Annotated in this window: 24 protein-coding genes and 2 pseudogenes; 8 read left to right on the plus strand and 18 right to left on the minus strand. The window is 69.4% G+C overall.

Annotated elements, in window-relative coordinates; all coding sequences use genetic code 11:
- Positions 1-181 precede the first annotated feature (181 nt).
- The gene (gene hisA / locus H5V44_RS14035) at positions 182-907 is read right to left on the minus strand and encodes a 1-(5-phosphoribosyl)-5-[(5-phosphoribosylamino)methylideneamino]imidazole-4-carboxamide isomerase (protein WP_185193762.1); all 726 of its coding nucleotides are present in this window, start codon (positions 905-907) and stop codon (positions 182-184) included.
- A gap of 141 nt (positions 908-1048) precedes the next feature.
- On the opposite strand from hisA, the gene glmM reads away from it, so the two are divergent.
- The gene (gene glmM / locus H5V44_RS14040) at positions 1049-2422 is read left to right on the plus strand and encodes a phosphoglucosamine mutase (protein ID WP_185193763.1); all 1374 of its coding nucleotides are present in this window, start codon (positions 1049-1051) and stop codon (positions 2420-2422) included.
- Between the two features lie 33 nt (positions 2423-2455).
- Here the strand turns inward: glmM and H5V44_RS14045 are convergent, their stop codons facing one another.
- The 3 genes from H5V44_RS14045 to hisI are packed head-to-tail and all read right to left on the minus strand — an operon-like array spanning position 2456 to position 4281.
- Positions 2456-2719, minus strand: coding sequence for a hypothetical protein (locus tag H5V44_RS14045; RefSeq protein ID WP_185193764.1), 264 nt, complete (start codon positions 2717-2719; stop codon positions 2456-2458).
- 4 nt (positions 2720-2723) lie between these two features.
- Positions 2724-3908: a DUF7118 family protein gene (locus H5V44_RS14050; protein ID WP_185193765.1), complete on the minus strand. Its 1185-nt coding sequence runs from the start codon at positions 3906-3908 to the stop codon at positions 2724-2726.
- Between the two features lie 4 nt (positions 3909-3912).
- Positions 3913-4281 carry a phosphoribosyl-AMP cyclohydrolase gene (gene hisI, locus H5V44_RS14055; RefSeq protein ID WP_185193766.1) on the minus strand — a complete coding sequence of 123 codons (369 nt, stop codon included), beginning with the start codon at positions 4279-4281 and terminating at the stop codon, positions 3913-3915.
- Between the two features lie 267 nt (positions 4282-4548).
- Between hisI and H5V44_RS14060 the strand changes: the two genes are divergently transcribed.
- Complete coding sequence (locus H5V44_RS14060) at positions 4549-4920, plus strand: GNAT family N-acetyltransferase (RefSeq protein WP_343067764.1); 372 nt, start codon at positions 4549-4551, stop codon at positions 4918-4920.
- Positions 4921-4950: 30 nt separating this feature from the next.
- Here the strand turns inward: H5V44_RS14060 and H5V44_RS14065 are convergent, their stop codons facing one another.
- Positions 4951-5946 carry an A24 family peptidase gene (locus tag H5V44_RS14065; protein ID WP_185193768.1) on the minus strand — a complete coding sequence of 332 codons (996 nt, stop codon included), beginning with the start codon at positions 5944-5946 and terminating at the stop codon, positions 4951-4953.
- 109 nt (positions 5947-6055) lie between these two features.
- Here H5V44_RS14065 and H5V44_RS14070 point away from each other — a divergent pair, with 109 nt between their 5' ends.
- Complete coding sequence (locus tag H5V44_RS14070) at positions 6056-6529, plus strand: redoxin domain-containing protein (protein ID WP_185193769.1); 474 nt, start codon at positions 6056-6058, stop codon at positions 6527-6529.
- A gap of 47 nt (positions 6530-6576) precedes the next feature.
- On the opposite strand, the gene H5V44_RS14075 is transcribed toward H5V44_RS14070, so the two are convergent.
- The 13 genes and pseudogenes from H5V44_RS14075 to H5V44_RS14135 all read right to left on the minus strand — a co-directional run bounded on the left by H5V44_RS14075 (position 6577) and on the right by H5V44_RS14135 (position 17538).
- Positions 6577-7242: a helix-turn-helix domain-containing protein gene (locus tag H5V44_RS14075; protein ID WP_185193770.1), complete on the minus strand. Its 666-nt coding sequence runs from the start codon at positions 7240-7242 to the stop codon at positions 6577-6579.
- A gap of 190 nt (positions 7243-7432) precedes the next feature.
- A pseudogene (locus tag H5V44_RS14080) lies at positions 7433-8781 on the minus strand (glycine cleavage T C-terminal barrel domain-containing protein).
- A 5-nt stretch (positions 8782-8786) separates the two neighbouring features.
- On the minus strand, positions 8787-8936 hold the full coding sequence (locus H5V44_RS14085) for a hypothetical protein (protein WP_185193771.1): 150 nt from the start codon (positions 8934-8936) through the stop codon (positions 8787-8789).
- A 104-nt stretch (positions 8937-9040) separates the two neighbouring features.
- Positions 9041-9646 (minus strand): class I SAM-dependent methyltransferase, encoded by a 606-nt coding sequence (locus tag H5V44_RS14090; protein WP_185193772.1) that lies wholly within the window; start codon positions 9644-9646, stop codon positions 9041-9043.
- A gap of 114 nt (positions 9647-9760) precedes the next feature.
- Positions 9761-9970 (minus strand): annotated as a pseudogene (locus tag H5V44_RS17630) (molybdopterin-dependent oxidoreductase); the annotation flags it as partial.
- A 61-nt stretch (positions 9971-10031) separates the two neighbouring features.
- The gene (locus H5V44_RS14100; protein WP_185193773.1) at positions 10032-10295 is read right to left on the minus strand and encodes a hypothetical protein; all 264 of its coding nucleotides are present in this window, start codon (positions 10293-10295) and stop codon (positions 10032-10034) included.
- A 359-nt stretch (positions 10296-10654) separates the two neighbouring features.
- Positions 10655-11044: a ferredoxin Fer gene (gene fer / locus H5V44_RS14105; protein WP_185193774.1), complete on the minus strand. Its 390-nt coding sequence runs from the start codon at positions 11042-11044 to the stop codon at positions 10655-10657.
- A 231-nt stretch (positions 11045-11275) separates the two neighbouring features.
- Positions 11276-13366 (minus strand): ATP-binding protein, encoded by a 2091-nt coding sequence (locus H5V44_RS14110; RefSeq protein ID WP_185193775.1) that lies wholly within the window; start codon positions 13364-13366, stop codon positions 11276-11278.
- Positions 13367-13656: 290 nt separating this feature from the next.
- A complete protein-coding gene (locus H5V44_RS14115) occupies positions 13657-14958 on the minus strand; it encodes an O-acetylhomoserine aminocarboxypropyltransferase/cysteine synthase family protein (RefSeq protein ID WP_185193776.1) in 1302 nt (433 codons plus the stop codon).
- Positions 14959-15060: 102 nt separating this feature from the next.
- The gene (locus tag H5V44_RS14120; RefSeq protein ID WP_185193777.1) at positions 15061-15774 is read right to left on the minus strand and encodes an ATP-binding cassette domain-containing protein; all 714 of its coding nucleotides are present in this window, start codon (positions 15772-15774) and stop codon (positions 15061-15063) included.
- Between the two features lie 92 nt (positions 15775-15866).
- Complete coding sequence (locus H5V44_RS14125) at positions 15867-16592, minus strand: energy-coupling factor transporter transmembrane component T family protein (protein WP_185193778.1); 726 nt, start codon at positions 16590-16592, stop codon at positions 15867-15869.
- A 5-nt stretch (positions 16593-16597) separates the two neighbouring features.
- Positions 16598-16879 carry an energy-coupling factor ABC transporter substrate-binding protein gene (locus H5V44_RS14130; protein ID WP_185193779.1) on the minus strand — a complete coding sequence of 94 codons (282 nt, stop codon included), beginning with the start codon at positions 16877-16879 and terminating at the stop codon, positions 16598-16600.
- Positions 16876-17538 carry an energy-coupling factor ABC transporter permease gene (locus H5V44_RS14135; RefSeq protein WP_185193780.1) on the minus strand — a complete coding sequence of 221 codons (663 nt, stop codon included), beginning with the start codon at positions 17536-17538 and terminating at the stop codon, positions 16876-16878. The genes H5V44_RS14130 and H5V44_RS14135 overlap by 4 nt, the downstream gene beginning before the upstream one ends.
- Before the next feature lie 156 nt (positions 17539-17694).
- Here H5V44_RS14135 and cbiT point away from each other — a divergent pair, with 156 nt between their 5' ends.
- Genes cbiT through H5V44_RS14160 form a run of 5 tightly spaced genes read left to right on the plus strand, consistent with a single transcriptional unit; the run spans position 17695 to position 21847 of the window.
- Positions 17695-18288 (plus strand): precorrin-6Y C5,15-methyltransferase (decarboxylating) subunit CbiT, encoded by a 594-nt coding sequence (gene cbiT, locus H5V44_RS14140; protein WP_185193781.1) that lies wholly within the window; start codon positions 17695-17697, stop codon positions 18286-18288.
- On the plus strand, positions 18285-19058 hold the full coding sequence (locus tag H5V44_RS14145) for a cobalt-factor II C(20)-methyltransferase (RefSeq protein ID WP_185193782.1): 774 nt from the start codon (positions 18285-18287) through the stop codon (positions 19056-19058). The genes cbiT and H5V44_RS14145 overlap by 4 nt, the downstream gene beginning before the upstream one ends.
- On the plus strand, positions 19055-19915 hold the full coding sequence (locus H5V44_RS14150) for a cobalt-precorrin-4/precorrin-4 C(11)-methyltransferase (protein ID WP_185193783.1): 861 nt from the start codon (positions 19055-19057) through the stop codon (positions 19913-19915). The genes H5V44_RS14145 and H5V44_RS14150 overlap by 4 nt, the downstream gene beginning before the upstream one ends.
- Positions 19908-20990, plus strand: a complete 1083-nt coding sequence (cbiG, locus tag H5V44_RS14155) for a cobalt-precorrin 5A hydrolase (protein ID WP_185193784.1) — start codon at positions 19908-19910, stop codon at positions 20988-20990. Before H5V44_RS14150 ends, cbiG begins: the two co-directional genes overlap by 8 nt.
- Positions 20987-21847, plus strand: coding sequence for a precorrin-3B C(17)-methyltransferase (locus H5V44_RS14160; protein ID WP_185193785.1), 861 nt, complete (start codon positions 20987-20989; stop codon positions 21845-21847). Before cbiG ends, H5V44_RS14160 begins: the two co-directional genes overlap by 4 nt.

The following is a 21847-nucleotide window of genomic DNA, read 5'->3' on the forward strand; positions in this document are numbered from 1 at the left end:
GCCGGGGGCTCCTGTTGTACCCCGGCTCCGGGTTCGGGATCGCACTCGGGGTCACGCTCATCGCGCTCACGAGCGTCGCGGTCGTCTCCCGGTTCCGGCTCATACGGAGTATTGTAACGAATTACCGGTCATCGCCGGAGACGGTGTCGCGATAACCGGTAATTGACTACAATACTCCGTATCAGGCGTCCATCGCGGCCGCGAGCGTGAACGACCCCTCGTAGAGCGCAGTCCCGACGACGACCGCCGCCGCGCCCACCTCGCGGAGCGCCCGGACGTCGTCCAGCGACGCCACCCCGCCGGAGGCGACCACGGGGATGTCGACCGCGTCGGCGACGCGCCCCGTCACGTCCGTCTGGACGCCCGCCTGCCGTCCCTCGACGTCGACGTCGGTGAAGAGAATCGAGCCCGCCCCCTCCTCCTCGAACCGGGCGGCGGCCGCGGCGGGATCGAGTCCCGTGCCCTCGGTCCACCCGGAAACCACGACCTCGCCGCCCTTCGCGTCGAGGCTCACCATCACCCGGCCGGGATGCTGCGCGGCGATCTCGGAGACCAGTTCCGGCCGCTCGACCGCGGCGGTGCCGAGGATGACGCGCTCGACCCCGCGGTCGAGCAGGTCGGTTGCGTCCGCCGCGGTCCGGATCCCGCCGCCGAGTTGGACCGGAACGTCGACGGCGTCGACGATCGCCTCGACCGCGTCGGCGTTCGCCCGCTCGCCGTCGAAGGCGCCGTCGAGGTCGACGAGGTGAAGCGTCCGTGCGCCCTCCCCGACCCACCGCTCGGCGGCGGTCACGGGGTCGCCGTACTGCGTTTCGGTCCCGCGTTCGCCCTGGACGAGCTGGACCACCGCCCCGTCCTGCATATCCACCGCGGGAACCACCTCGAACTCCGGAAACGGCTCGTGCATACCCGCCTTTCCGCGTGGGAGCCGCCTAAACGCACCGGGTCCGGCGGCGGCTCGGCCGGTCGCACGTCCGACCCCGAACCGAGCGGTCGGTCGGCCGCCGAAGAGGTACACATTTGAGCGCGGAACGTGGAGGGAAAGCCGATGCAACTGTTCGGGTCGAGCGGCACCCGGGGGGTCGTCGGCGAGGGGCTCTCCCCGGAGTTCGTCCTCCGGATCGCGAAGGCCGCGGGCACCGCCTGGTCGGCCGACAGCGTCTTCATCGCCCGCGATACGCGGACCTCCGGCGAGATGCTCGCGAACGCGGCCGCGAGCGGGCTCGCGAGCGTCGGCGTCGACGTCGACCGGCTGGGGACGGCTCCCACGCCCGCCGCCGTCCGATACGCCGACGTCTACGGGCGCCCCGGGCTCGTGATCACCGCCTCCCACAACCCCCCGGAGTACAACGGGGTGAAGCTCGTCGGCGCCGACGGGGTCGAACTCGGGGTCGACCGGCTCGAACGGATCGAAGAGCGCATTCTCTCCGAGGAGTTTTCGATCGCGACGTGGGACGCGGTCGGCACGGTCAGCCGGGTCGACTCGGCGAACCGCGAGTACGTCGCGGACCTGTTGGCCGCGGTCGACCGCGAGGCCATCGCCGCGGCCGACCTCACCGTTGCGCTCGACCCCGGGCACGGCGCCGGCGCACTGACCAGCCCGGACTTTTTCCGCCGGCTCGGGTGCGAGGTCGTCACGGTCAACGCCACGCCCGACGGCTTCTTCCCGGGGCGCCAGCCCGAGCCCGTCGCGTCCCGGCTCGACGACCTCCGGACGCTCGTGACCGCCGCCGACGCGGACGTCGGGATCGCACACGACGGCGACGCCGACCGGGCGGTCTTCGTCGACGAGGCGGGGGAGTTCGTCGCCGGCGAGGCGTCGCTGGCGGCGCTCGCGGCCGCGGAACTCGACACCGGCGACACCACCGTCGCGGCGGTGAACGTCTCCCAGCGGCTGGTGGACGTCTGCGAGCGGGTCGGCGCCGATCTGGAACTCACCCCGATCGGGTCGACCAACATCATCTCCCGGATCCGCGAACTCCGGGCGGACGGCAAACGGGTCCCGATCGCGGGCGAGGGCAACGGCGGGGTGTTCTTCCCGAACTACCGGCTGGTCCGCGACGGCGCCTACGCCGGGGCGAAGCTCCTCGAACTCGTCGCCGAACGTCCGGTCAGCGAACTCGTCGCGCCGTACACCGACTACGAGAACGTTCGGCTCGACCTCGCCTACGAGACCGATGCGGAGCTCGACGCGATGCTCGACGCCGCCCGGGCGTTCGCGGCGTCGGCCGCCGCCGACCCGGACACCAAGGACGGCTACCGGCTGGACTACGGCGACGCGTGGGTGCTGGTACGGCCCTCCGGCACCGAGCCGAAGGTGCGGATCTACGCGGAGGCCCGCGACGCCGACCGCGCCCGGAGCCTCGCGGAGGAGATCGCGGAGCCGATCCGTGCGGCGCTGGAGAACGCGCGAGCCGAGTGAGACCCGCTTTGCGGTCGGTCCGCACCGACCCGGCTACGCGGCGAGGACGCCGAACAGGAGACAGCACGCCCCGAGCACCAGCAGCACGACGCCGCGTTCGAGCGACCCACGGTCCGCAAGCGTGGCGCCGGATTCGATCGGGTCCCCGTCGGCCGGTCCCGCCCAGTCGGTCGGGTGGCTCGGACCGGTGCGGTCGCGGTCACGAAGCCGACGGACCGCCCGCCCGACGCGGAGCGAGCGTGCGCCGTAGTACACACACACCACCCCGATACCGATCGTGACGGCGGCGACGAGCATCGGTTCAGCCGTCGGCCTCGCCGTCGAGTTCGGCCGCGAGCCGGTCGCGGGCGTCACGCAGCCGTTCCAGTTCCGCTTCCGCCGCCCCCGACCGGACCGCCGCGAGCTCGTCGTCGTCGAGCTCCCGGTGGGCGCGGGCGGCGCGACTGAGTTCGCGGTAGTCCTCGCGCCGGCTCAGGTCTCGGACGGCCCGGAGCTGTGCGATCGTCCCCTCGTCGGCGAACCGCCCGAGCAACGACAGCCGCTCGCGGGTCCGGAACCGGAGCTCCGCGGCCGGCGGCGGCGGCAGCGACACGGTCAGCGGCTCCCCCGAGAGGCGTTCGAGGTAGGTCCGGTGGACCGCGACGGTGGTCTGGAGCAATCCGGGGTCCTCGGCGTAGTGGTCGAGCTTCGACCCGCTGTAGTCGGCGTACTCGAGCAGGGTCGGAACCGGCTCGTCGGCGTCGGGGCTCTCGGCGGCGAACTCCCGGAGGTCCCGCGGCGGCGACCGGAACTCGACCAGGGGGAACGCCTCCGCGCGGTCGAGGAAGTCGACGACCTCGGCGATCGACGCCGACGCGTAGAACTCGTCGAACTCCTCGCGAACGGCCCGGTTGTACGCCTCGATCGGGTCGGTCAGCTCCGCGACCGGCGCGTCGAGGTCGGCCTCGCCGACCGCCAGCCACTCCGCGCGCTCGTCGATCTCCCCGTCGAGTTCGCGGCGGCAGAGCCGGGCGTCGCGCCTGGCTTTCGCGACGGCCTCCTCGGCGTCCTCGCGCCGGTCGAGCAGGTCGACGTACTCGGCGGCCGGTTCCAGGTCCTCGCGGGCGGCGTCGAAGTCGGATTCGCTCAGCCGCCGCTGGTCCAGCCGCTCGCCGGCGGCCGCGAACGCCTCGCTTGCGGGGGTGTCGTCGTCGCGCCCTTCCACGAGGCCGAGGAACTTGTCCTGAAACTCCACGTACGCCTGGAAGTCGCCGGTCCCGGTCGCCGACCCCTCGTAGCGGTCCAGCAGTCGGATCGCCTTCCGGTAGGCGTCGGCGGCGTCGACGACGGCGTCCTCGCCGACCGAGTCGATCTCGGATTCGACCGTTGCGAGCCGCTGTTTCGCGTCCCGCAGGTCCGCGACGCACTCCTCGGCCTCCGCGACCCGCGCGGCGACGCTCTCGGCGGTCGCGTCGTCGCCGTTCCGTGCCGAATCGAGCTCCGACATCGGCTCAGCCGTACACTTCCTCGGGGTCGAACACCCGTTCGCCGACGTTGTCGCCGCCGATCGTCCGGTGGAAACACGACCGGTGGCCGGTGTGGCACGCGCCGCCGGCCTGTTCGACCAGATACAGGAGGGTGTCGGCGTCGCAGTCGACTCTGATCCCCCTGACAGTCTGGGTGTGGCCGCTGGTCGCACCCTTCTCCCAGAGCTCCTCGCGGCTGCGGGAGTAGTAGTGCGCACGGCCGGTCTCGCGGGTGCGTTCCAGCGCCCCCGGCGAGACGTACGCGAGCATGAGCACCTCGCCGGAGTCGGCGTCCTGCGCGACGGCGGGAACGAGCCCATCGTCGCCGAAATCGACGTCGACGTCGTCAGTCATTACCCTGATCCAGACGGCTCCGGCCGATAGGTCTTTTGCCCCGGCAACGCGGCGGGGACGGGAGCCCCCTGCCCCCACACCCCGGTCCGTAGCGTTTTGCGAGTGTATACTGATACACGGGGTATGAGTACGACGGACGTTCGCGAACTGACGACCGAGGCCGAGTTCCGCGCGGCGTTCCCGGTTCTCATACTGTCGGCTATAGTCGCGTGACGGATTTCGACACCCCGGGGTGTCGAAAATCTTCACGTAGTTATAGCCAACAGTATCAGCCAACTCCGCGATCACCTCTCGGAAACGGAGTACCTCGATTATCTCGCGGAGATGCGGGCCGACGGCTACCGGCTGTTCGCGCTTTTCGACGACGACGAGATCGTCTCGGTGGCGGGCGTCGTCGTCACCACGAACTTCTACAACGGCCGGCACCTGTTCGTGTACGACCTGGTCACGCGGGCCGACCGGCGCTCGGAGGGCTACGGAACCCGGCTGATGACCTCCGTCGAGGAGTGGGCGCGCGACCGAGACTGTGAGAGCCTCACGCTCGAATCCGGGCTCTGGCGGGCGGACGCCCACCGCTTCTACGAGGACGACCTCGGTATGGATCGGTACTGTTACACGTTCAAGAAGGAACTCGGGTGACAGTCGGAACCGGGCGATTCCCTGCGCGTCTCACACCACGCCGAGCGCACCCAGCGCGCCGAACAGCAGGTCGCCGTAGACGAACGCCAGCAGGGTCCCGACGAACATCGGGACGATGAACGGGATCCCCGGCGAGATCCACACCCCGTCGCGCTCGGTTACGACCTCCAGGCCCTCCCGGAGCGTCCCGGGGGAGGTCCCGTACGCCGTCCCCTCGATGCCCTCGAGGAACGCCTCAGCCCCCCAGGGATCGTCCGGGTCGGGGTCGGGTGCGGCGGTGCCGTCGGCGTCGAGCGCGACGGACCCCCCGTCATCGGCGTCGTCCCCGACCGCGCCGTCGGTCGGATCGTGCGTCTCGCCGATGCTGCCGGGGTCGCGGGCCCGCTCGGGGTTCGCCCGGACGGCTTCCAGGCTCGTCCCCCGCCACCGGAGGTACATCCGGAGGGCGTCGATGTCGAGACCGCTCCGGGTGAACCCCTCGGTGGTCTCGAACAGCCGACCGTGGGCCGTCGGCAGCGTCGAGGTCGGGATCCGCCGGCCGAACAGCGCCGCCGGGAACGCCACCTCGCCGTCGAGCAGGTTCCGTGCCAGTAGCGCGAGCGGGTAGCCCGCGGCCAACACCACCGTGTTCGTGAGGATCGTCATCGAGAAGACGCCCAGCGTGGTCACGACGACGGGGAGAGTAAAGCCCGCGAAGTAGTAGGTCGGAAACGTCGGCAGCAGGATCGAGATCGCGATCAGCGCCTTGGCGTCGGCGCCGCCGAACCCGCCAAGCCGCCAGAACAGGTACGCGATCGGCGCGACCACGAGGAGGCTGATGCCGACCCGGACGAAAAACAGCACGTCGGCCGAGGTCCCAACGGAGAGGTGCCCGACGCCGTCCCACACGAGCAGGAGCGCCCCGAGCCCGACGAGCGGGTACCACGTCCGGCTCGGCACGCGGCGGACTCTGACGTCCCGCCACGCGGCCCACCCGAGCACCGGGAGGACGGCCAACCTGAGGATGTCCGGCACGCTGGCGAACATACAGGGGGACCGACCCCGGGGGAGTTGTAGCTTGCGTTTGCACACCGCCCGACGACGGCCGCAGCCGTTCGTGCAGGGTTTAATAGCCGAGCGCCCCAACGGACGGGCGATGCCTCAACCCGGAGACACAGCACCGACCTTCTCGGCGACGCGCGGCACGAGCGACCACGAATCCTTCGACCTCGCGGACGCCATCGGCGACGGTCCCGTCGTCCTGGCCTTCTTCCCGGGCGCGTTCACGCCCCCGTGCACCAACGAGATGATCACGTTCCAGGACCGCCTCGACCGGTTCGAGGAAGCGGGCGCGACCGTCTACGGCGTGAGCGCGGACTCGCCGTTCTCCCAGGGGTCGTTCCGGGAGGAGCACGGGATCGAGTTCGACCTCGTCAGCGATATGGGCGGCGCGGCCATCGACGCCTACGACCTCGAGATGGACATCGCGGAGCTCGGCCTCCACGGCATCGCGAACCGGGCCGTGTTCGTCATCGACGAGGAGGGCACGATCACGTACAGCTGGGTCGCCGACGACCCGACCAACGAGCCCGACTACGACGAGGTGCTCGAGGCGGTCCGGGCCGCTTGAACCCCGCGGATCCCGTTCCCGCCGGCAGTACGCGACGACACCGCCGATCACTCCGCCGTCCCGCCGTCGTCCACCAGCGACGAGACGACGAGCCGCTTGATTCCACGTCTGAGAAGCCCGCTGGCAGCGGGCTGTGAGATGTCCAGTTCGTCGGCGAGTTCGCCGAGCGTCGCGTTCCGCGGCTCCTCGAAATACCCCGTCTCGAAGGCGACCAGCAGCGCCTCCCGCTGGCTGTCGGTCAACCCGGCGTCCGTGTTCCCCAGGCTGTCGTACTCGTTTATGCGCCGCAAGTCGATCTCGATGCCGTTCCCCCGTGCGTAGTCCCACAGGTGGACCAGATCCGTTCGCTCGGGCATCCAGATCGAGAGGACCCACGCGGATCCGTCGTTTTTCATATCCAGGATGACGCCGTTGGCGGCCGACACCACCGGCGAGAGCAGCTTCGCCTCGTCGGTGTACTCGAAGCTGTAGATCGCCTCCCCGTCCCTGGTCTCGATCACGCGCTCGAACGCACCGACGGTGCGATCCTCCCGGAGGCCCTCCTCGAACCGGCCGAAATCGTCGGATTCGATCCGGTAGAAGAACTTCCCCGACGTGGGGTCGGTGCCCGCCTCCGACACCGACGCGACGTCCGAACTGGGGTCGTGGGTCACCGCCCCCGTGAGGACTATGTCGGGATGCTCCGCCCGGACGACCGCTTTGATATCCGTCATTGGTCTGTCTCCCGGAGTCCGTCCGAAGCCTGTCGATCGGGTCGCCGACCGGCCCACCGGGACCGTCCCGCCGGACTCGTTGCTGTGACCGTATCGATTGCCGTGCGACGGCTTAACTGAGTCGGTTCCACGGACGCGTGTCGTCCCCCGGCGAGCTCCCCTCGTCTCGGCGCCGGTGACCGGCTGTCCGTCACCCCCCGTCGTGGATCTTGGCCTGTTCGCGCGCGCTGGGGTTTTCCGACTCCGTGAACGGGACCTTCGCCACCGTCGCGTACACGGGTTCGCCGGGCTCTTCGGCGTACTCGTCGGGGAGGTGGACCGCGAACTCCAAGTCGACATCCGCGTCGTAGACCGAGTCGTCGAGCGGGACGTCGGTCGCGGCCTGTAGTTTCGCCGCCGGAACGGAGGCGAGCGCGAGGTTGGCTTCGAGTTCGGGGTTCCACCCCGCAGAGGTGAGGTAGCCGCACTCCTCGCCGGTCCCGGGGTCGGAGACGAGCCAGAAGTCCGACGCCCACTCCAGGATCGGCTCGCCCGCCATCTTCAGCCCGACCAGCTTGTGCGTGAACGGGAACCCGCCGTTCTCGATGGTCCCCTTCTGTGCTTCGAGTTCGGCCTTGCCGACGTAGTCGGCGTCCTTGTCGTCGGGGACCTGATACCCGAGGGTGACCGGAACGGCGAGGTCTCGAGGTCGATGTCCTGGCCCAACGAGAGGATTCCGGCCGCGATCCGCCGCCGCCCGTTTGCCGGTGCCGCGGCGCCGCCGTGGTCCTTGACCGTCTCCAGCACCGGGTTCCACACCGCCTCGGCGTTTCTCGTCGCCTCGCGGACGTAGACCTCGAACCCTGCCTCCCCGGAGAAGCCCGTCTGGCTCACCAACACCGGCACGTCGTTGATCGTTGCCTCCAACAGCCCGTAGTACGGCACGTCTTCGACGCCGGCCTCGATGAGCGACTCGATCACGTCGGGCGATTTCGGGCCCTGGATCTGCACCGGCGAGACGTCGATCTCGTCGACGCCGACCGCGAAGTCGTTCCCGATCCTGAGGGCCTTCAGCCACTGCAGCAGGTCCGAGTCGGCGATGGAGAACCAGAACTCGTCGTCGTCGGGCCGCAGCAGGACGAAGTCGTTGACGATGCCGCCCTCCTCGGTGCAGCAGATCGCGTACTTGCCGCGCATCGGGTCGATGTCGGTCGCGTCCCGCGTGATGGCGAAGTTGACGAACGCCTCCGCGTCGGGGCCGTTGACGCGAATCTGGCGTTCGACCGCGACGTCCCACAGCGCGACGTGGTTGACAAGCAGGTCGTACTCGGCTTGTGACCCGCCGTCCTCGGGGTCGATGAACGCCCGCGGGTGGTACATATGGTTGTACACCGTCGCCTCGTGGCAGCCCTCCTCGACGGAGAGATGCCAGAACGGCGATTTCCGGACGCGGTTCGAGATCACGAGGTCGATGTCGGCATCGCCCGTCTGCCGGAGGTTCCTGGGCACCGTGCGATCCGACTGGTCGACGCTCGGATGGTTCGGGTGGTCTCCGCCCATCGGCGTTAGCGCCGACGCCCGACCTGGTGGTTGAAGAGCGTCTTCCAGACGGCTCTGATCCGGCTTTCGAGGAGCGACGGGCCGGTCCCGGCGGGGAGGTAGAACTTCGATTCGTCCGTCGTTGCTCGCTCGGCACGTCGGTTTCGGTGTGGCATACACTTAGTTACTGGCGCGACACCAGTATCGGTCTGTAGCTTAATCGTTTAACCCCCTTATGACGGTGGCCGACGCCCGCGCAGCCCCGTCCCCCGACCGGCCGTCACTCCCACGCGATCTCCGGATAGGACTGCCGCCGGCCCGCGCTGTTTCGCGCGACGATCTCGGCGACCGCGTTCCGTTTCCCGTTTCGGACCTCGGTCCGCTCCAAGTAGTGGAGGACCGTCAGCCCGAGACACGCGTGCAACAGTTCGTTGGCGGCGAACCGGTATCGGTCGCCGCTCGGGCCGCCGTCGACCGGGTCGTCGGTTCGGAGGTGGTGCTGGACGAAGGCCACGCCGCCGGGGGTCAGCGACTCGAAGATGTCGGGGAACCGGTCGACCGCCCGGTAGAAGCTGATCGTGACGAGGTCGTACGTCGACGGCGGGAACTCGAAGCTCCCCACGTCGGCCCGGATCCACTCGGCCCGTGCGTCGACGCCGCGCTCCCGGGCCTTCTCTCGCGCGATCCGCAGCCCTTCCTCCGAGTGGTCGATCGCGTCGACCCGGTAGCCCTCGCTCGCGAGAAAGACCGCGTTGCGGCCCTCCCCGGTCGCAACGTCGAGGGCCCGCCCGTCCGGGGCGGCGTCGAGATACCGGCGCAACACCGGCGAGGGGTCCGGATCGGTCGGGTACGCGCCGGATCGGAACCGCTCGTCCCAGGTGGTCATTCCGTGCTCACTCCAGTCTACCGACCGCGATCCTCTTTGCGGTGTCGGCGTCGGTCGGGTGTCGCGCACGTCGAGTTCCGACACCCAGTTCACGCTCTCCCAGCAGTCCGCGTCGTCGTGGGTCGGGACGAGCCGCGCGGGCCCGCCGTGCTCGACCGGGAGGGTCCCGCCGTCGAGTTCGATTGCGAGCACCGCGTCCGCGAGGCGGTCCGTCGGGAACGCACACGCGTAGTCGCCGTCCATCGCGCTGACGAGCACGTACCCGTCCTCGACTGTCGGGTCGGCCCGCTCGATGAGGTGCCCGACGCGGATCCCGCGCCACGAGCGGTCCTCGGCGACCCATTCCTCCCGGCACTCGAAGTCCGCCGCGACAGTCGAGTCAGGGCTATCGCTCCGACAGTTGCACGGCTAACTCCCGGGCCTGCCGCACGTACTCGTCGGCTTCGGGGTGGCCGGTCGTCTCGACTTCCGCGAGCAGTTCGACGACGGTCCCTGCGCGGTCGGCCACGACCGCGCAGTCGGCCACGTTGCGGATGTCAGCCGCGACCGCCTCGGCCTCGCCTACCCACCGACTCGCCGTGCGGTCGACCGGCAGTTCGCCCGTCGCGGCCAAGCACTCGTACAGTTCGACCCGTGGATCGTCGGACATCGGCTTCCCGTTTCACGTAACGCTGGGGACGCCCTTGAGACTATGGGGGTCCGTCACAGCCGAGGTCCCGTTCGGCGACAGCGTGGCACACGTCGTACCGGTACTCGACGACGGCGACACGCTCGCGACCCCGAGAACGCACACCCGACGGGCAGAACCGACACCAGTTCGCGTCGTGATCGGTCCTGATACTGTCGGCTATCGTCCCGTGACGGATTTCGACACTCCGGGGTGTCGAAAATCTTCACGTAGCTATAGCCAACAGTATGAGCCGGGGCTGCTGGACGATAGAGACCCCAAAATGGAGATTTTTCCCAGACCCGCGGGAACGGGCGCGTTCGCTGAACGGCGCTACGCCGTCAGATGACGCGGTTCTGGAGGTAATCGAGGTGCTTCGCGTTGTAGACGATCTTCACCTCGTCGGCGGCGGGCGACCCGATGCAGGTCAGCCGCACGTTCTTTTCGGTGACCTCCTCGTCGGAGAGGATCTGCTGCATATCCATATCGATGTCCCCCTGCTTGACGATGGCGGCGCAGTTCGCGCAGGCGCCGGCACGGCACGAGAACGGCCAGTCGTAGCCCTGGGCCTCGGCGGCTTCCAGGATGTACTCGCCTTGGTTCACTTCGAGGGTCCCGTAGTCCTCGTCGCCGAGGCCGGCGTCCTCGGCCTTCTCGAAGAGATCGTCGGCGTCCATATCCCAGCCCTCGTCTTCGACTACCTCGTAGTTAAGGTATTCTACTGTAGGCATCAACAGACGGTTAGTGTGCCATCCCATTAGACTTTGCTGTTCGATCCGGTTCCACCGGCGGCGGTGGCGACCGCTCCGCGCGGGTTGTCGTGGAGAGGTCGCTCTGTCCGATGGTGTGGGTGCGTTCCCGTCGGGCGGTTCGGCGTCACCGCCCGGACTGTGCGGCAGTCCCGGACGGGCCACCCCTGTGTGTCACCGCGCTCGGGAGATCCAAGCGCGTGGCACCCAGGGTCAGTCCCGTAACTGACCGCTTGCGGCGGTCGCCGCTGACGGGGCCGGGAGCCGGACCTCCACGGCTGTCCCCTGACCTGTCGCCACCGACACTTCGCCGCCGAGGTTCGTGATGATCCAGTGTGTCAAAAACAGCCCGAGCCCCTGGCCGTGGACGAGCGGCCCTTCCTCGCCGGTGACCAGTACCCGCCGTTCGGCCTCCGGAAGCCCCGGCCCGTCGTCGCGGATCCGAACCAGGACCTGCCCGTCGACCGTAGTGACATCGACATCGATCGTCGGCTCCGGCCCCGTGTACCGCGCGGCGTTGTTGAGCAGCTCCCACAGGGCGGTCTCGATCCGCGGTTGGGTCTCCGCGAGGGCGGTCTCCGGGACCTGTGCCGTCACCGACGCCTCCGGGTACTCGTCGGTGAGCTGATCGAGCAACCCACCCACCATCGGCGCAACGTCGACGGGCTCTAACTCCGGCGACAGCTCCCGGTGGGACTCGATGCGACGGGCGGATTCGCTGAGGTCGAGCAGCCGGGTTCCGGCTTCGAGGATGCGGTCCGCCTTCGTGGCGTCCTCGCCGTCGAGGTCCGCCGCCAACATCTCGGCGTGGCCGTTGATTACGGTGAGTTTGTTGCGGACGTTGTGGCGGAGCACGCGGTTGATGACGCTGATCAGCCCCTCGCGCTTGCGGCGCTCGCCCGCGTCCCGTACCATCGCCTGTGCCCCGACGACATCGGCTGGGGTCCGCGCGTCCGACGCGACGCTCGGGTCGTAGATCGGCTCCGCCCGAACGTCCGCGTAGACGGTGCCGCCGGATCGGGTCTCGATGGGGAGTTCGCGGACCTGGACGGATTCACCGTCGTCGAGCACGCGGTCGAGGTGGTCTTGTACTGCTTCGACGGCCTGCTCGTCGGATCCCAGGAGCGATATCGGTTCGCCGGTGAGCGCCTCGGAGCTGTAGCCCGTGAACTCCTCGACGGACGGCGAGACGTAACCGAACCTGCCGTCGGCGTCGATCCGAAACACGAACGCGAAGCTCGCGGAGATGATCGCCCGGTAGAGCTCGTTGCGCCTGTCGAGTTCGCGCTCCCGTTCGATCAGATCGCGGCGCTGACGCTCGGATTCCGTGACATCGGCGAGTGCGAGCACCCGGACCGTCGAGTCACCGAGCGTCATCGACCTGGGAGAGACGAGGTAGTACCGCGGTCCGTCCTCGCCGTCGCGTTCGACGACCTGGTCGGCGTCCGCTTCGTCGGTGGCGGTGACCGCCGGGAGCACGTCGCTGAGCGGCTCGCCCGTCGCCCCGTCGAGCTCCGGGAAGATCTCCGCCGCCGCGTCCGAATGCGCCTGGATCCGGTCTGCGTCGTCCAGCACCACCGTCGCCGCGTCGCCCTGAGCCTTGGTCCGTACCGCGAGAAACTGCCTGTCGAAGACGAACAGTACCCCGACCGCGAAGGCGCCGACGCCGATCGGGGCGTAGATGAACTCGATCAGCTGTGGCGTCGCGATCGCGACGAGGTCTATCGTAACAGGCAGCGCGAGCAACGCCGTCAGCGCGCCGAGCGGTTTCGTGTCGTGCCCCGATTCGACGTACAGCTCGAAGATCATAAACAGGCCGATGGCCGCGAGGACGTACGAGAGGCTGGTCGACACCCAATGGATCAGCCCGTGATCGATCGCCGTATACCGGAACGGCGTCGTCACCTCCGTGGTCGTGAAGTAGAGGCCGTGGATCGGATTGGTCACCTTCAGCGCCGTGATACCGAGGAAGACAGCACCGGCGAGGCGGCGGAGCGTCGGATTCCTGTGGAGCGTTCGACCGGTGTAGGCGGAGGCGAAGTACAACCACGCCCAGACGGTCCCGAACCCGGAGGTGAGTCCGACGGTGTACACCGGCGGCTGGAGCGGGCCGGGGACGAGAAAGAACGCCGTCTTGAACAGGGCCCAGAGCCCGGTCAACCCGAGTAGCCCGACCAGCCCGTACCGAACCTCGATGTCGGTGAACGTCCGCGCCCGCGGAATCGACGCCACGCAACCCACCCCGGTTGCGAGAAACAGTACGATGTATACAACGCCGGTGAGGGTACCCCACGCTGCAACCATTATACTGCTGTTTAATAGATTTCTGTGCTGATAATAATTCCGGCCGGCCGGCGGTCGTCCTTCCCGATACGGGTGATCACGCACAGCCACTATACTCCGAGATGTCCCAATCCGGCGCCTGATACCGCCGATACGCGGAACGCTGTTACAGCCAGTTCACACCTGTTCCGCCGCGTGAAGCAGTAATCGATATACTGATACTATCTCCCATCGGCGCACGAAATACGGTCTCGACATACAACACCGGACGCCGACCACCGCGGTCGCACCTGCGGCTGCGCCGCTGCCCTTCAGTTCGTCGCCGCTGCGATCGCCTGATCCAGATCGGCGATGATGTCGTCGACGTCCTCGATCCCGACCGACAGCCGGACCATATCGGGCGTCACGCCCGCCGCGTGCTGTTCCTCCTCGGTGAGCTGTTGGTGGGTCGTCGACGCCGGGTGGATCACCAGGGTCTTGGCGTCGCCGACGTTCGCGAGCAGCGAGGCGAGTTCGACGTTGTCGACCGTGTCGCGGGCGGCGTCGTACCCTTCGGCCAGCCCGAACGTGATCATCCCGCCGTAGCCGCCCTCCAGGTACTCCGATGCCTCCGCGTGGGTCTCGTGGCTCTCCAAGCCGGGGTAGTTGATCCACGAGACCGCGTCGTGGTCCTCTAAGTGTTCGGCGACCGCCATCGCGTTCTCGCAGTGGCGATCCATCCGCATCGGGAGCGACTCCAGCTTCTGGAGGGTGTTCCACGCGTCGAACGGCGACTGGGCGTTGCCGAGATCCCGCAGCCCCCTCGCGATCGCGGCGTAGGTGAACGCGGCGTCGCCGAACCGCTCGGCGAAGTTGACGCCGTGGTACGCCGGGTTCGCGGCGCCGATCTCGGGGAACTTGTCGGCGTGTTCGGCCCAGTCGAACGACCCGCCGTCGACCAGAACCCCGCCGATGGTGGTGCCCGCGCCGTGGAGCCACTTCGTGGTCGAGTCCCACACCAGGTCGGCGCCGTGCTCGATCGGCCGGCACAGATAGGGCGTCGCGAAGGTGTTGTCGACGAACAGCGGGACGTCGTGGTCGTGGGCGATCTCGGCGACCCGCTCGATGTCCGGCGTGACCAAGGCGGGGTTGCCGATCGTCTCCAGGTGGACGTAGGCGGTGTCCTCGTCGATCGCCTCCTCGTAGGCGTCGTAATCGAGCGTGTCGACGAACCGGGTCGTGATCCCCCGGCGCTCGACGGTGTGAGTGAAGTACGTGTAAGTGCCGCCGTACAGCGACGCCGCGGTCACGACGTTGTCGCCGGCCGACGCGAGCAGGAACGTCGCGAGGTCGAGTGCGGCCATCCCCGAGGCGGTCGCGGCGGCGCCGATGCCGCCCTCGAGCGACGCCAGCCGCTCCTGCAGCGTCGCGACCGTGGGGTTCATAAGCCGAGAGTAGATGTACCCCTCCTTCTCCAAGGCGAACTGCCCCGCCGCGTCCTCGGCGTCGTCGAAGACGTAGGAGGTGGTCTGGTAGATCGGCTGTGCCCGCGATCCCGTGGCGGGGTCGGGCTCCTGTCCCGCGTGGAGGCTTCGCGTCCCGAACCCGAGCGGCGTCTCGTTTTCGTCTGCCATACCTCCCCTTTAGCGACGGGTTACCTAACCGACGCGTCGGCTACAATTACCGCCGGTATCTTCGACGCAGGGGCGGTGTGAGACCTCCAGTCGCCGCCGCGATCACCGGTCGAACCGTCGCAGCCCGAACGCCTCGCTGTCGACGCCGTCGAGCGTCCGGCCGCGGTAGCCGATCCGGCCGTCGTCGAGGATCGCGTAGGCGTCGCCGACCGCCGACGCGAACCCGGGGTAGTGGGTGGAGACGACGACCGTGAGCCCCTCGCTCGCGAGCCCGCGGAGCCGGTCGATCAGCGCGCGGGTGCCGTCGCCGTCCAGCCCCGCGGTCGGCTCGTCGAGGACGACGCAGTCGGGGTCCGTCGCGAGCACTCCCGCGAGCGCGACCCGTTTCCGTTCGCCGTTGCTCAGCCGCGAACAGAGCCGCTCTCCGTACCCCGAGAGGCCGACGCGCTCCAGCGCGCGCCCGACGGTCGGCCCGTCGGGGTCGACCGCCGCGTCCCGGTCGTTGGCCGGGCCGAAGGCGACGTCCTGGCCGACCGTGGGTGCGACCAACTGGTCGGCCGGGCGCTGGAAGACGAACCCGACCCGCTTCCGGACCCGTTCCAGCCCGTCGTCGTCGTATGTGACCCGCTCGCCGTCGACCTTGACGTACCCACCGTCGGGCTCTAAGAGCCCGTTGAACTGTTTCAACAGGCTGGACTTCCCGGCGCCGTTGCGGCCCAGAAGCACCGTCACCTCGCCGGACTCCGCGGTGAAGTCGACGCCGCGGAGCACCGGCCGGTCGTCGTAGCCGAACCGGAGGTCGACGGTCTCGATCACACCGACCACCCACCAGTGACGGGTTCGATCACGCCGGCCACCTCGCGGCGACCGTCCCGCTCATACGACCCACCTCGCGGCGACCGTCCCGCTCATACGACCCACCTCGCGGCGACCAGCGCGAGCAACACCGCGCCGACGACGGCGTGGCCGCGGTTCTCGGTCGTCGCGACCGGCATCCGGCCGTCGTAGTTCCTGGATTCCATCGCGGTCCCGAACGCGGTCGCCCGCTCGACGGCGCTCACGAGCAGCGACGCCGACACCAGCTTCGTCGTCCGGAGGAGGTGCCGCCGGGAGCGGAACCCCCCGCGGAGCCGGGCGGCGGCGTGGAGCCGGGCGGATTCGGCCACCAGCACCTGGATCCCGCGGTACACCAAGAGGAGGAGTTCCGTCACCGGGTCGGGGAGTCGGAGGTCGTCGAGGGCGGCGACGAACTGGGGGACGGTCGTCGTCGACACCAGGAAGGACAGCACCGTCAGCGACGCGACCGCCCGTAGTCCAACCGTCGCGGCGGTTGCGAGTCCCTGTTCCGTGACCGAGAGCCGCCAGACCGCCGCCACCGGGGTCCCGGGGGTGATCACCGCGACCACCGCGACGCTCGGCAGCAGGAAGGCGAGCGGATACCGGACCAGCCCGAAGTACGCCCGCCCGACCGCGTGGAGCGTCAGCGTCCCGAACGCGACCGTCGCAACCGCGAAGGCACCCACCCGCGTCGCTGTCGCGGTCAGTAACAGCGCCGCGCCGACGAAGTACACCCTGAGCGGGCCGCACACGGCGGGCGTGGCGTCGACCTGGATCCGTTCGAGCGTCCGGTGCATCTCCGCTATGTGTCGCTCGCCGGCCCGCGATCGGTTCGGAGCCGCCCGAGGTAGTGGGCCAGTATGCTCCCCCCGATCCCGGCCTGGAGCGCGAACAGGAGCGGCTCGCCCCACGGCGCGGGCGGCGCCCACGCCGGGGCGGCCCACCGGTCGTAGTCGGGGGCGGCCTCCGCGACTGCCGCGGCGGCCTGCTGGTCTGTGCCGACGGCGCCGCCCCCCGCGATCGCGAACACGGCGACGAGCGCCGCCACGCCGAGCCCGACCCCGACCGTTGCCGCGCGGGTCACGCGGTCACCCCCAGCCGGTTCGCGGCGTCGGTCTCCAAGCGAAGGAGGTAGCCGACCATCGCCGCGGCGAGGACGCCCTCCAGGATCCCGATCGGCAACTGCGTGATGGAGAAGACCGCGGCGAAATCCAGCGCGGCCGCGGCGACGCCCGCGGGGTCGCTCCCGGCGGGGAACGCCAGCCCGAGCTGGAGCGACGTCACCAGGTAGGTGGTCCAGTCGGTGACCGCGGCCGCCAGGAAGGTGGCCTGCCGGACCGACCCGACAGACCGGGCCGCCCGGTAGGCCGCCCACCCGACGAGCGGCCCCACGATCCCCATCGCGGCCACGTTGGCCCCGAGGGTCGTCACCCCGCCGTGGGCGAGCAACAGCGCCTGGTAGAGCAGCACGATCACGGAGACGAACGCGGTGACCGCCGGGCCGAAAAGCACCACGAGCACACCGGTTCCGGTCGGGTGGGCGGAGCTTCCAGCCACCGAGGGGAGTTTCAGCGCCGACAGCACGAACACGAACGCCGCTGCGACGGCGACGAGCGCCTTCGTCCGGGCGTCGTCGCGGATCAGGCTGAGCGTCCGGCGGGCGCCGTATACCACCACCGGGGCGGCGACGACTGTCCAGACGACCGCCCAGACCGGTGGCAGGAACCCTTCGATGATGTGCACGTGGGAATCCTCCGTACGCCCCGAACCGGCTCCTCCCTCAAAACAATTCTGCTTACAGTAACCCAAGTTCGATTGTTCTCGGTCCGGAGGAGTACAAGTGAAATTGTAGAAAACCAACCCCAATTGTTTTTACGGACGACGCGAACGGTGTTGGTGATGTCCCAGGTAGCACTGCCACACGATGCGAAGGCCGGCCCGACGAAGCCGGAGATCCGGGCGGTCGCGCTGGACAAACTGGCGCTGACCCCCGCGGATCACCTCGTCGAGGTCGGCTCCTGTACCGGCGCGGTCACCGTCGCGGCCGCCCGGCGGGCGGGGCGGGTCACCGCCTTGGAACGCAAGCCCGACCGACTGTCGGTCACCGAGAGGAACCTCGCGGCCAACGACTACGACGCCGAGGTCTCGCTCCGGGCGGCGGAGGCGCCCGACGGGATTCCCGACGACGCCGACGCGGCCTTCCTCGGCGGGAGCCGGAACTTCGAGGCCGTCCTCGATCGGGTCGTCGACTCCGACGCAACCCGCGTCGTGATGAACGTCTCCCGGGTCGAGGTCGCGGGCGACGCCATCGAGGCGTTCCGGGAGCGGGAGATCCTCGACGAGGTGCTCCAGGTCCAGGTGAGCCACGGCTACGAACTCGCCGGCGCGACCAGCTTCGACTCCGAGAACCCGGTCTACGTCGTCGTCGGTCGGGACGGGGATGAGGACGGCGAACCCACGGCGGCCGCGACCGACGGGAGCAGCGCAGGATGACCGTCTACGGCATCGGACTGGGTCCCGGCGAGGCCGACCTGGTCACCGTCAGGGGAAAACGGATCCTGGAATCGGTCGACACCGTCTACTCCCCGGGGCGGCTCTCGCGGTCGGTCGCGTTGCACCACGTCGACGAGTCGAAACTCGGCGACCTCGACTTCCCGATGACGAGAGACAGGGAGAAGCTCCGGCGGGCGTGGCGGGAGGCCGCCGCGGACGTCGCCGCGGGCGCGGCGTCGGACGACGTGGCGTTCGTGACGCTGGGCGACCCCAACGTCTACTCGACGTTCGGGCACCTCCGGCGGACGCTCGACGCCTTCCACCCCGCGGTCGACGTCGAAATCGTTCCCGGCGTGAGCGCGGTCACGGCCTTTGCGACCGCGCTGGGCGTCGAGATCGAGTCGGGGACTGGCCTCTCGCTGCGGGAGGCCGCCGACGGCGCGGCGCCGACGGGGCCCGAGCGGATGATCCTGTTCAAAGTGACCGACGCGGTCGAGACCGACCGGACGCTCTCGGAGGCGGGTTACGACGTCACCTACGGCCGCCGGCTGTTCATGGAGCACGGCGAGACGACCGTCACCTCGGATCCCGAAGAAATCGCGGAGCGCGACTACTACACGCTGGCGTACGCCGAACACGAGTCCTTCGAGCGCGACCTGGTGACCGCGGCGTTCGAGGGCGTCGACGCCGATTCCGCCGACGCAGACGGACTCACCGCCGACGGCGGTGAGGAGCGGCCCGCGGACGCGCCTACGGAGGGGTCGGAATGAGCGACGCCGACCCGGGGCAGAGCCGCGAGGATCCGGCCACGCCCGCCGCCGACGCCGAGTACACCGCCGGCGACGTCCGGGAGGGAATCCCCTTCATCGGCGCCGGCCCCGGCGATCCGGGGTTGCTCACCGTCACCGGCAAGCGCCTCGTCGAGGACGCCGACCTCGTCGTCCACGCGGGGTCGCTGGTGAACAGCGAACTCTTAGAGGAGTTCTGCGCCGACGCCGAGCAGGTCTCGAGCATCGGCAAGGACCTAGAGGAGCTGATCCCGCTTTTGACCGAGGCCTACGAGGCGGGACGAACGGTCGTCCGGCTCCACAGCGGCGACCCGGCGGTGTACGGCGCCGCGATCGAACAGATGGACGCCCTCGAAAGCGAGGGCGTGCCGACCTACTTCGTTCCCGGGGTCACGTCGGCGTTTGCGGCCTCGGCGACGCTCCGGACCCAGCTCACCCTCAACGAGGTGGCGAACCACGTCGTGTTCACCCGGCCGCAGGGCAAGACCCTCTCGGAGGATGAAGACCACATCGGCGACTTCGTCGGCCACGGCGACGTGACGGTCTGCATCTACCTGGGGACCCACGCCGTCGCGGAGACGATGGACCGGCTGCTCGACGAGGGCCACGACCCCGACACCCCCGTGGCGGTGGTCTACCACGCGTCGTGGCCTGACGAGGACGTGCTCCGGGGCACGATCGGCACGATCGGCGAGAAGGTCGAGGCGGCGGGCTACCGCGCCTCGGCGATGGTGATCATCGGCGAGGCGGCGACCGGCGCGGGCTACGAGCGGTCGTACCTCTACGACGGGTGGGCGAACCGCGGCGCGGACGGCCAGGAGGCCGAAACGGATGACTGAGAATACAGACACACGCGACACCGACGCGACGGGAGCACAGGACACCGACGCGACACCGGACAGCATCGCTACCGACGGCGGAACCGCGAGCGCCGACGCGGGCGGAAGCACAACGAGCGACTCGGGAAGCGACGCCCACGGCTGCAGCACCGCCGACAGCGACGGCGAGGTGGCCGAGGAGATCGCGATCATCAGCTTCGGGCGGAAGCTCGACACCGCCGAGGAGATCAAAGCCGGTCTCGCCGACGACTACGACCTGATCGACATCGTCGAGTACCACGGCGACGTCTTCGAGGAGCATTGGGGGGAGTACGACTGCTTCGTCGGGTTGATGGCGAGCGGGATCGCGATGCGGAAGACCGCGCCGCTGCTCGACGACAAGTGGGACGACCCCGCCGTGGTCGTCGTCGACGAGGAACTCACGTGGGCGATCCCGCTGACCGGCGGCCACCACGGCGCCAACGGGGTCGCCAACGACCTCTCGAAGCTCGGCGCGGTGCCCGCGATGACCACCGCCTCCGAGGCCGCGGGCAAACAGGGCGTCGAGAGCCGCGCGAAGGCGGTCGACACCCACGTCGTCAACGGCGACTCCACGGTCGCGACCAACCTCGCGGTGCTGAACGAGGAGTTGGGGCCCGTAGAGCGGCTCGACGGCCCGAACGCCGTTCTCGTCGACGACGACGTGACCGTACTCAAGCGGAACACGGAGTCGGGCGTCGTGCTCGGCACCGGCAGCGTCTCCGGCGCCGACAAAGTGCAGTTCCTGACGGCGTGGCGGGCGGCCTTAGACGAGGCCGACCTGACGTCCGCCGACGTCGAGTTCGTCGCGACCGCGACCCGGAAGGAGGGCGAGCAGGGACTCCTCGACGCCGCCCGGGAGTTCGGTGTCGGGGTCGCGTACCTCGACAAGGAGTCGCTGCTCGAGTTCGAGGGGCCGACCCCCTCGCGGTCGAAGGAGCTGATCGGGTGGCCCGGCATCGCGGAGGCAAGCGCCAAAGCGGCCGGCCGCGACCACGAACTCGTCGTCGAGAAGCGGAGTCACGACGACGCGGTGACCGTGGCGGTGGGACGATGAGCGTCGACGACGAGGGCGCGAGCGACGCCGGCGCGGACGCGACGGCCGCCGACCACGGCACCCTCTACGTCGTCGGCATCGGCCCCGGGCTCCCGGGGCACATGACCCAGCGGGCCCGCGAGGTGATCCGCGAGGCCGACTGCGTGATCGCGTCGAACCTCTACCAGGAGTTCCTCCGCGACGACGGCACGCTGCCGCCGAAAGACGAGGTCGAGGAATCCGACCAGGAGGTCGTCCGGTCGTCGATGGGGCAGCAGATCGAACTCACCCGCGAGGCGTTCGAGCGGGTCCGGGCGGGCGAGGACGTCGCCCACGTCTCCGGCGGCGACCCGAACGTCTACGGCAAGTCCGACCTGGTGTTCACGATGGCCGACGCCGACGACGCCACCGATGTCCCGATCGAGATCGTGCCCGGCGTCACGGCGGCGCTCGGCGGCGCGGCGATGATGGGCGCGCCGCTGTCGAACGACTTCTGTACGATCTCGCTGTCGGACAAGTGGCGCGGGTGGGAGGAGATCGAGGAGAAGTTGCGGGCCGCGGCGGTCGCGGATTTCGTCGTCGTCCTCTACAACTGCTGGCGGAACTACACCCGCGCGATCGACATCCTGCGGGAGGAGCGGGCCGACGACGTGCCGGTCGGCATCTTCAACGACGCCGGCCGCGGCGACGCGGGCCGGAACCTCGACGGCGAGGCGTTCACCGTCACCACGCTCGGCGACGCCGCCAGCCACGAGGAGAACGTCGGCGGGATGGGGACCTCGATCCTCGTCGGCACCCACGAGACCGAGCCCTGGCGCAACGACCACGAAACGTACCTCGTCACCCCGCGCGGCGGGCGTGACGTCGACGACTTCTGA

It is taken from the genome of Halobellus ruber, from assembly GCF_014212355.1.
In the GTDB taxonomy this organism is placed as follows: Archaea; Halobacteriota; Halobacteria; order Halobacteriales; family Haloferacaceae; genus Haloquadratum; species Haloquadratum rubrum.

Bases quoted from the DNA above. Each gene is read 5' to 3' on its own strand.
- hisA (WP_185193762.1), bottom strand. From the start codon at position 907: ATGCACGAGCCGTTTCCGGAGTTCGAGGTGGTTCCCGCGGTGGATATG.
- glmM (WP_185193763.1), top strand. From the start codon at position 1,049: ATGCAACTGTTCGGGTCGAGCGGCACCCGGGGGGTCGTCGGCGAGGGG.
- H5V44_RS14045 (WP_185193764.1), bottom strand. From the start codon at position 2,719: ATGCTCGTCGCCGCCGTCACGATCGGTATCGGGGTGGTGTGTGTGTAC.
- H5V44_RS14050 (WP_185193765.1), bottom strand. From the start codon at position 3,908: ATGTCGGAGCTCGATTCGGCACGGAACGGCGACGACGCGACCGCCGAG.
- hisI (WP_185193766.1), bottom strand. From the start codon at position 4,281: ATGACTGACGACGTCGACGTCGATTTCGGCGACGATGGGCTCGTTCCC.
- H5V44_RS14065 (WP_185193768.1), bottom strand. From the start codon at position 5,946: ATGTTCGCCAGCGTGCCGGACATCCTCAGGTTGGCCGTCCTCCCGGTG.
- H5V44_RS14070 (WP_185193769.1), top strand. From the start codon at position 6,056: ATGCCTCAACCCGGAGACACAGCACCGACCTTCTCGGCGACGCGCGGC.
- H5V44_RS14075 (WP_185193770.1), bottom strand. From the start codon at position 7,242: ATGACGGATATCAAAGCGGTCGTCCGGGCGGAGCATCCCGACATAGTC.
- H5V44_RS14085 (WP_185193771.1), bottom strand. From the start codon at position 8,936: ATGCCACACCGAAACCGACGTGCCGAGCGAGCAACGACGGACGAATCG.
- H5V44_RS14090 (WP_185193772.1), bottom strand. From the start codon at position 9,646: ATGACCACCTGGGACGAGCGGTTCCGATCCGGCGCGTACCCGACCGAT.
- H5V44_RS14100 (WP_185193773.1), bottom strand. From the start codon at position 10,295: ATGTCCGACGATCCACGGGTCGAACTGTACGAGTGCTTGGCCGCGACG.
- fer (WP_185193774.1), bottom strand. From the start codon at position 11,044: ATGCCTACAGTAGAATACCTTAACTACGAGGTAGTCGAAGACGAGGGC.
- H5V44_RS14110 (WP_185193775.1), bottom strand. From the start codon at position 13,366: ATGGTTGCAGCGTGGGGTACCCTCACCGGCGTTGTATACATCGTACTG.
- H5V44_RS14115 (WP_185193776.1), bottom strand. From the start codon at position 14,958: ATGGCAGACGAAAACGAGACGCCGCTCGGGTTCGGGACGCGAAGCCTC.
- H5V44_RS14125 (WP_185193778.1), bottom strand. From the start codon at position 16,592: ATGCACCGGACGCTCGAACGGATCCAGGTCGACGCCACGCCCGCCGTG.
- cbiT (WP_185193781.1), top strand. From the start codon at position 17,695: ATGTCCCAGGTAGCACTGCCACACGATGCGAAGGCCGGCCCGACGAAG.
- H5V44_RS14145 (WP_185193782.1), top strand. From the start codon at position 18,285: ATGACCGTCTACGGCATCGGACTGGGTCCCGGCGAGGCCGACCTGGTC.
- H5V44_RS14150 (WP_185193783.1), top strand. From the start codon at position 19,055: ATGAGCGACGCCGACCCGGGGCAGAGCCGCGAGGATCCGGCCACGCCC.
- cbiG (WP_185193784.1), top strand. From the start codon at position 19,908: ATGACTGAGAATACAGACACACGCGACACCGACGCGACGGGAGCACAG.
- H5V44_RS14160 (WP_185193785.1), top strand. From the start codon at position 20,987: ATGAGCGTCGACGACGAGGGCGCGAGCGACGCCGGCGCGGACGCGACG.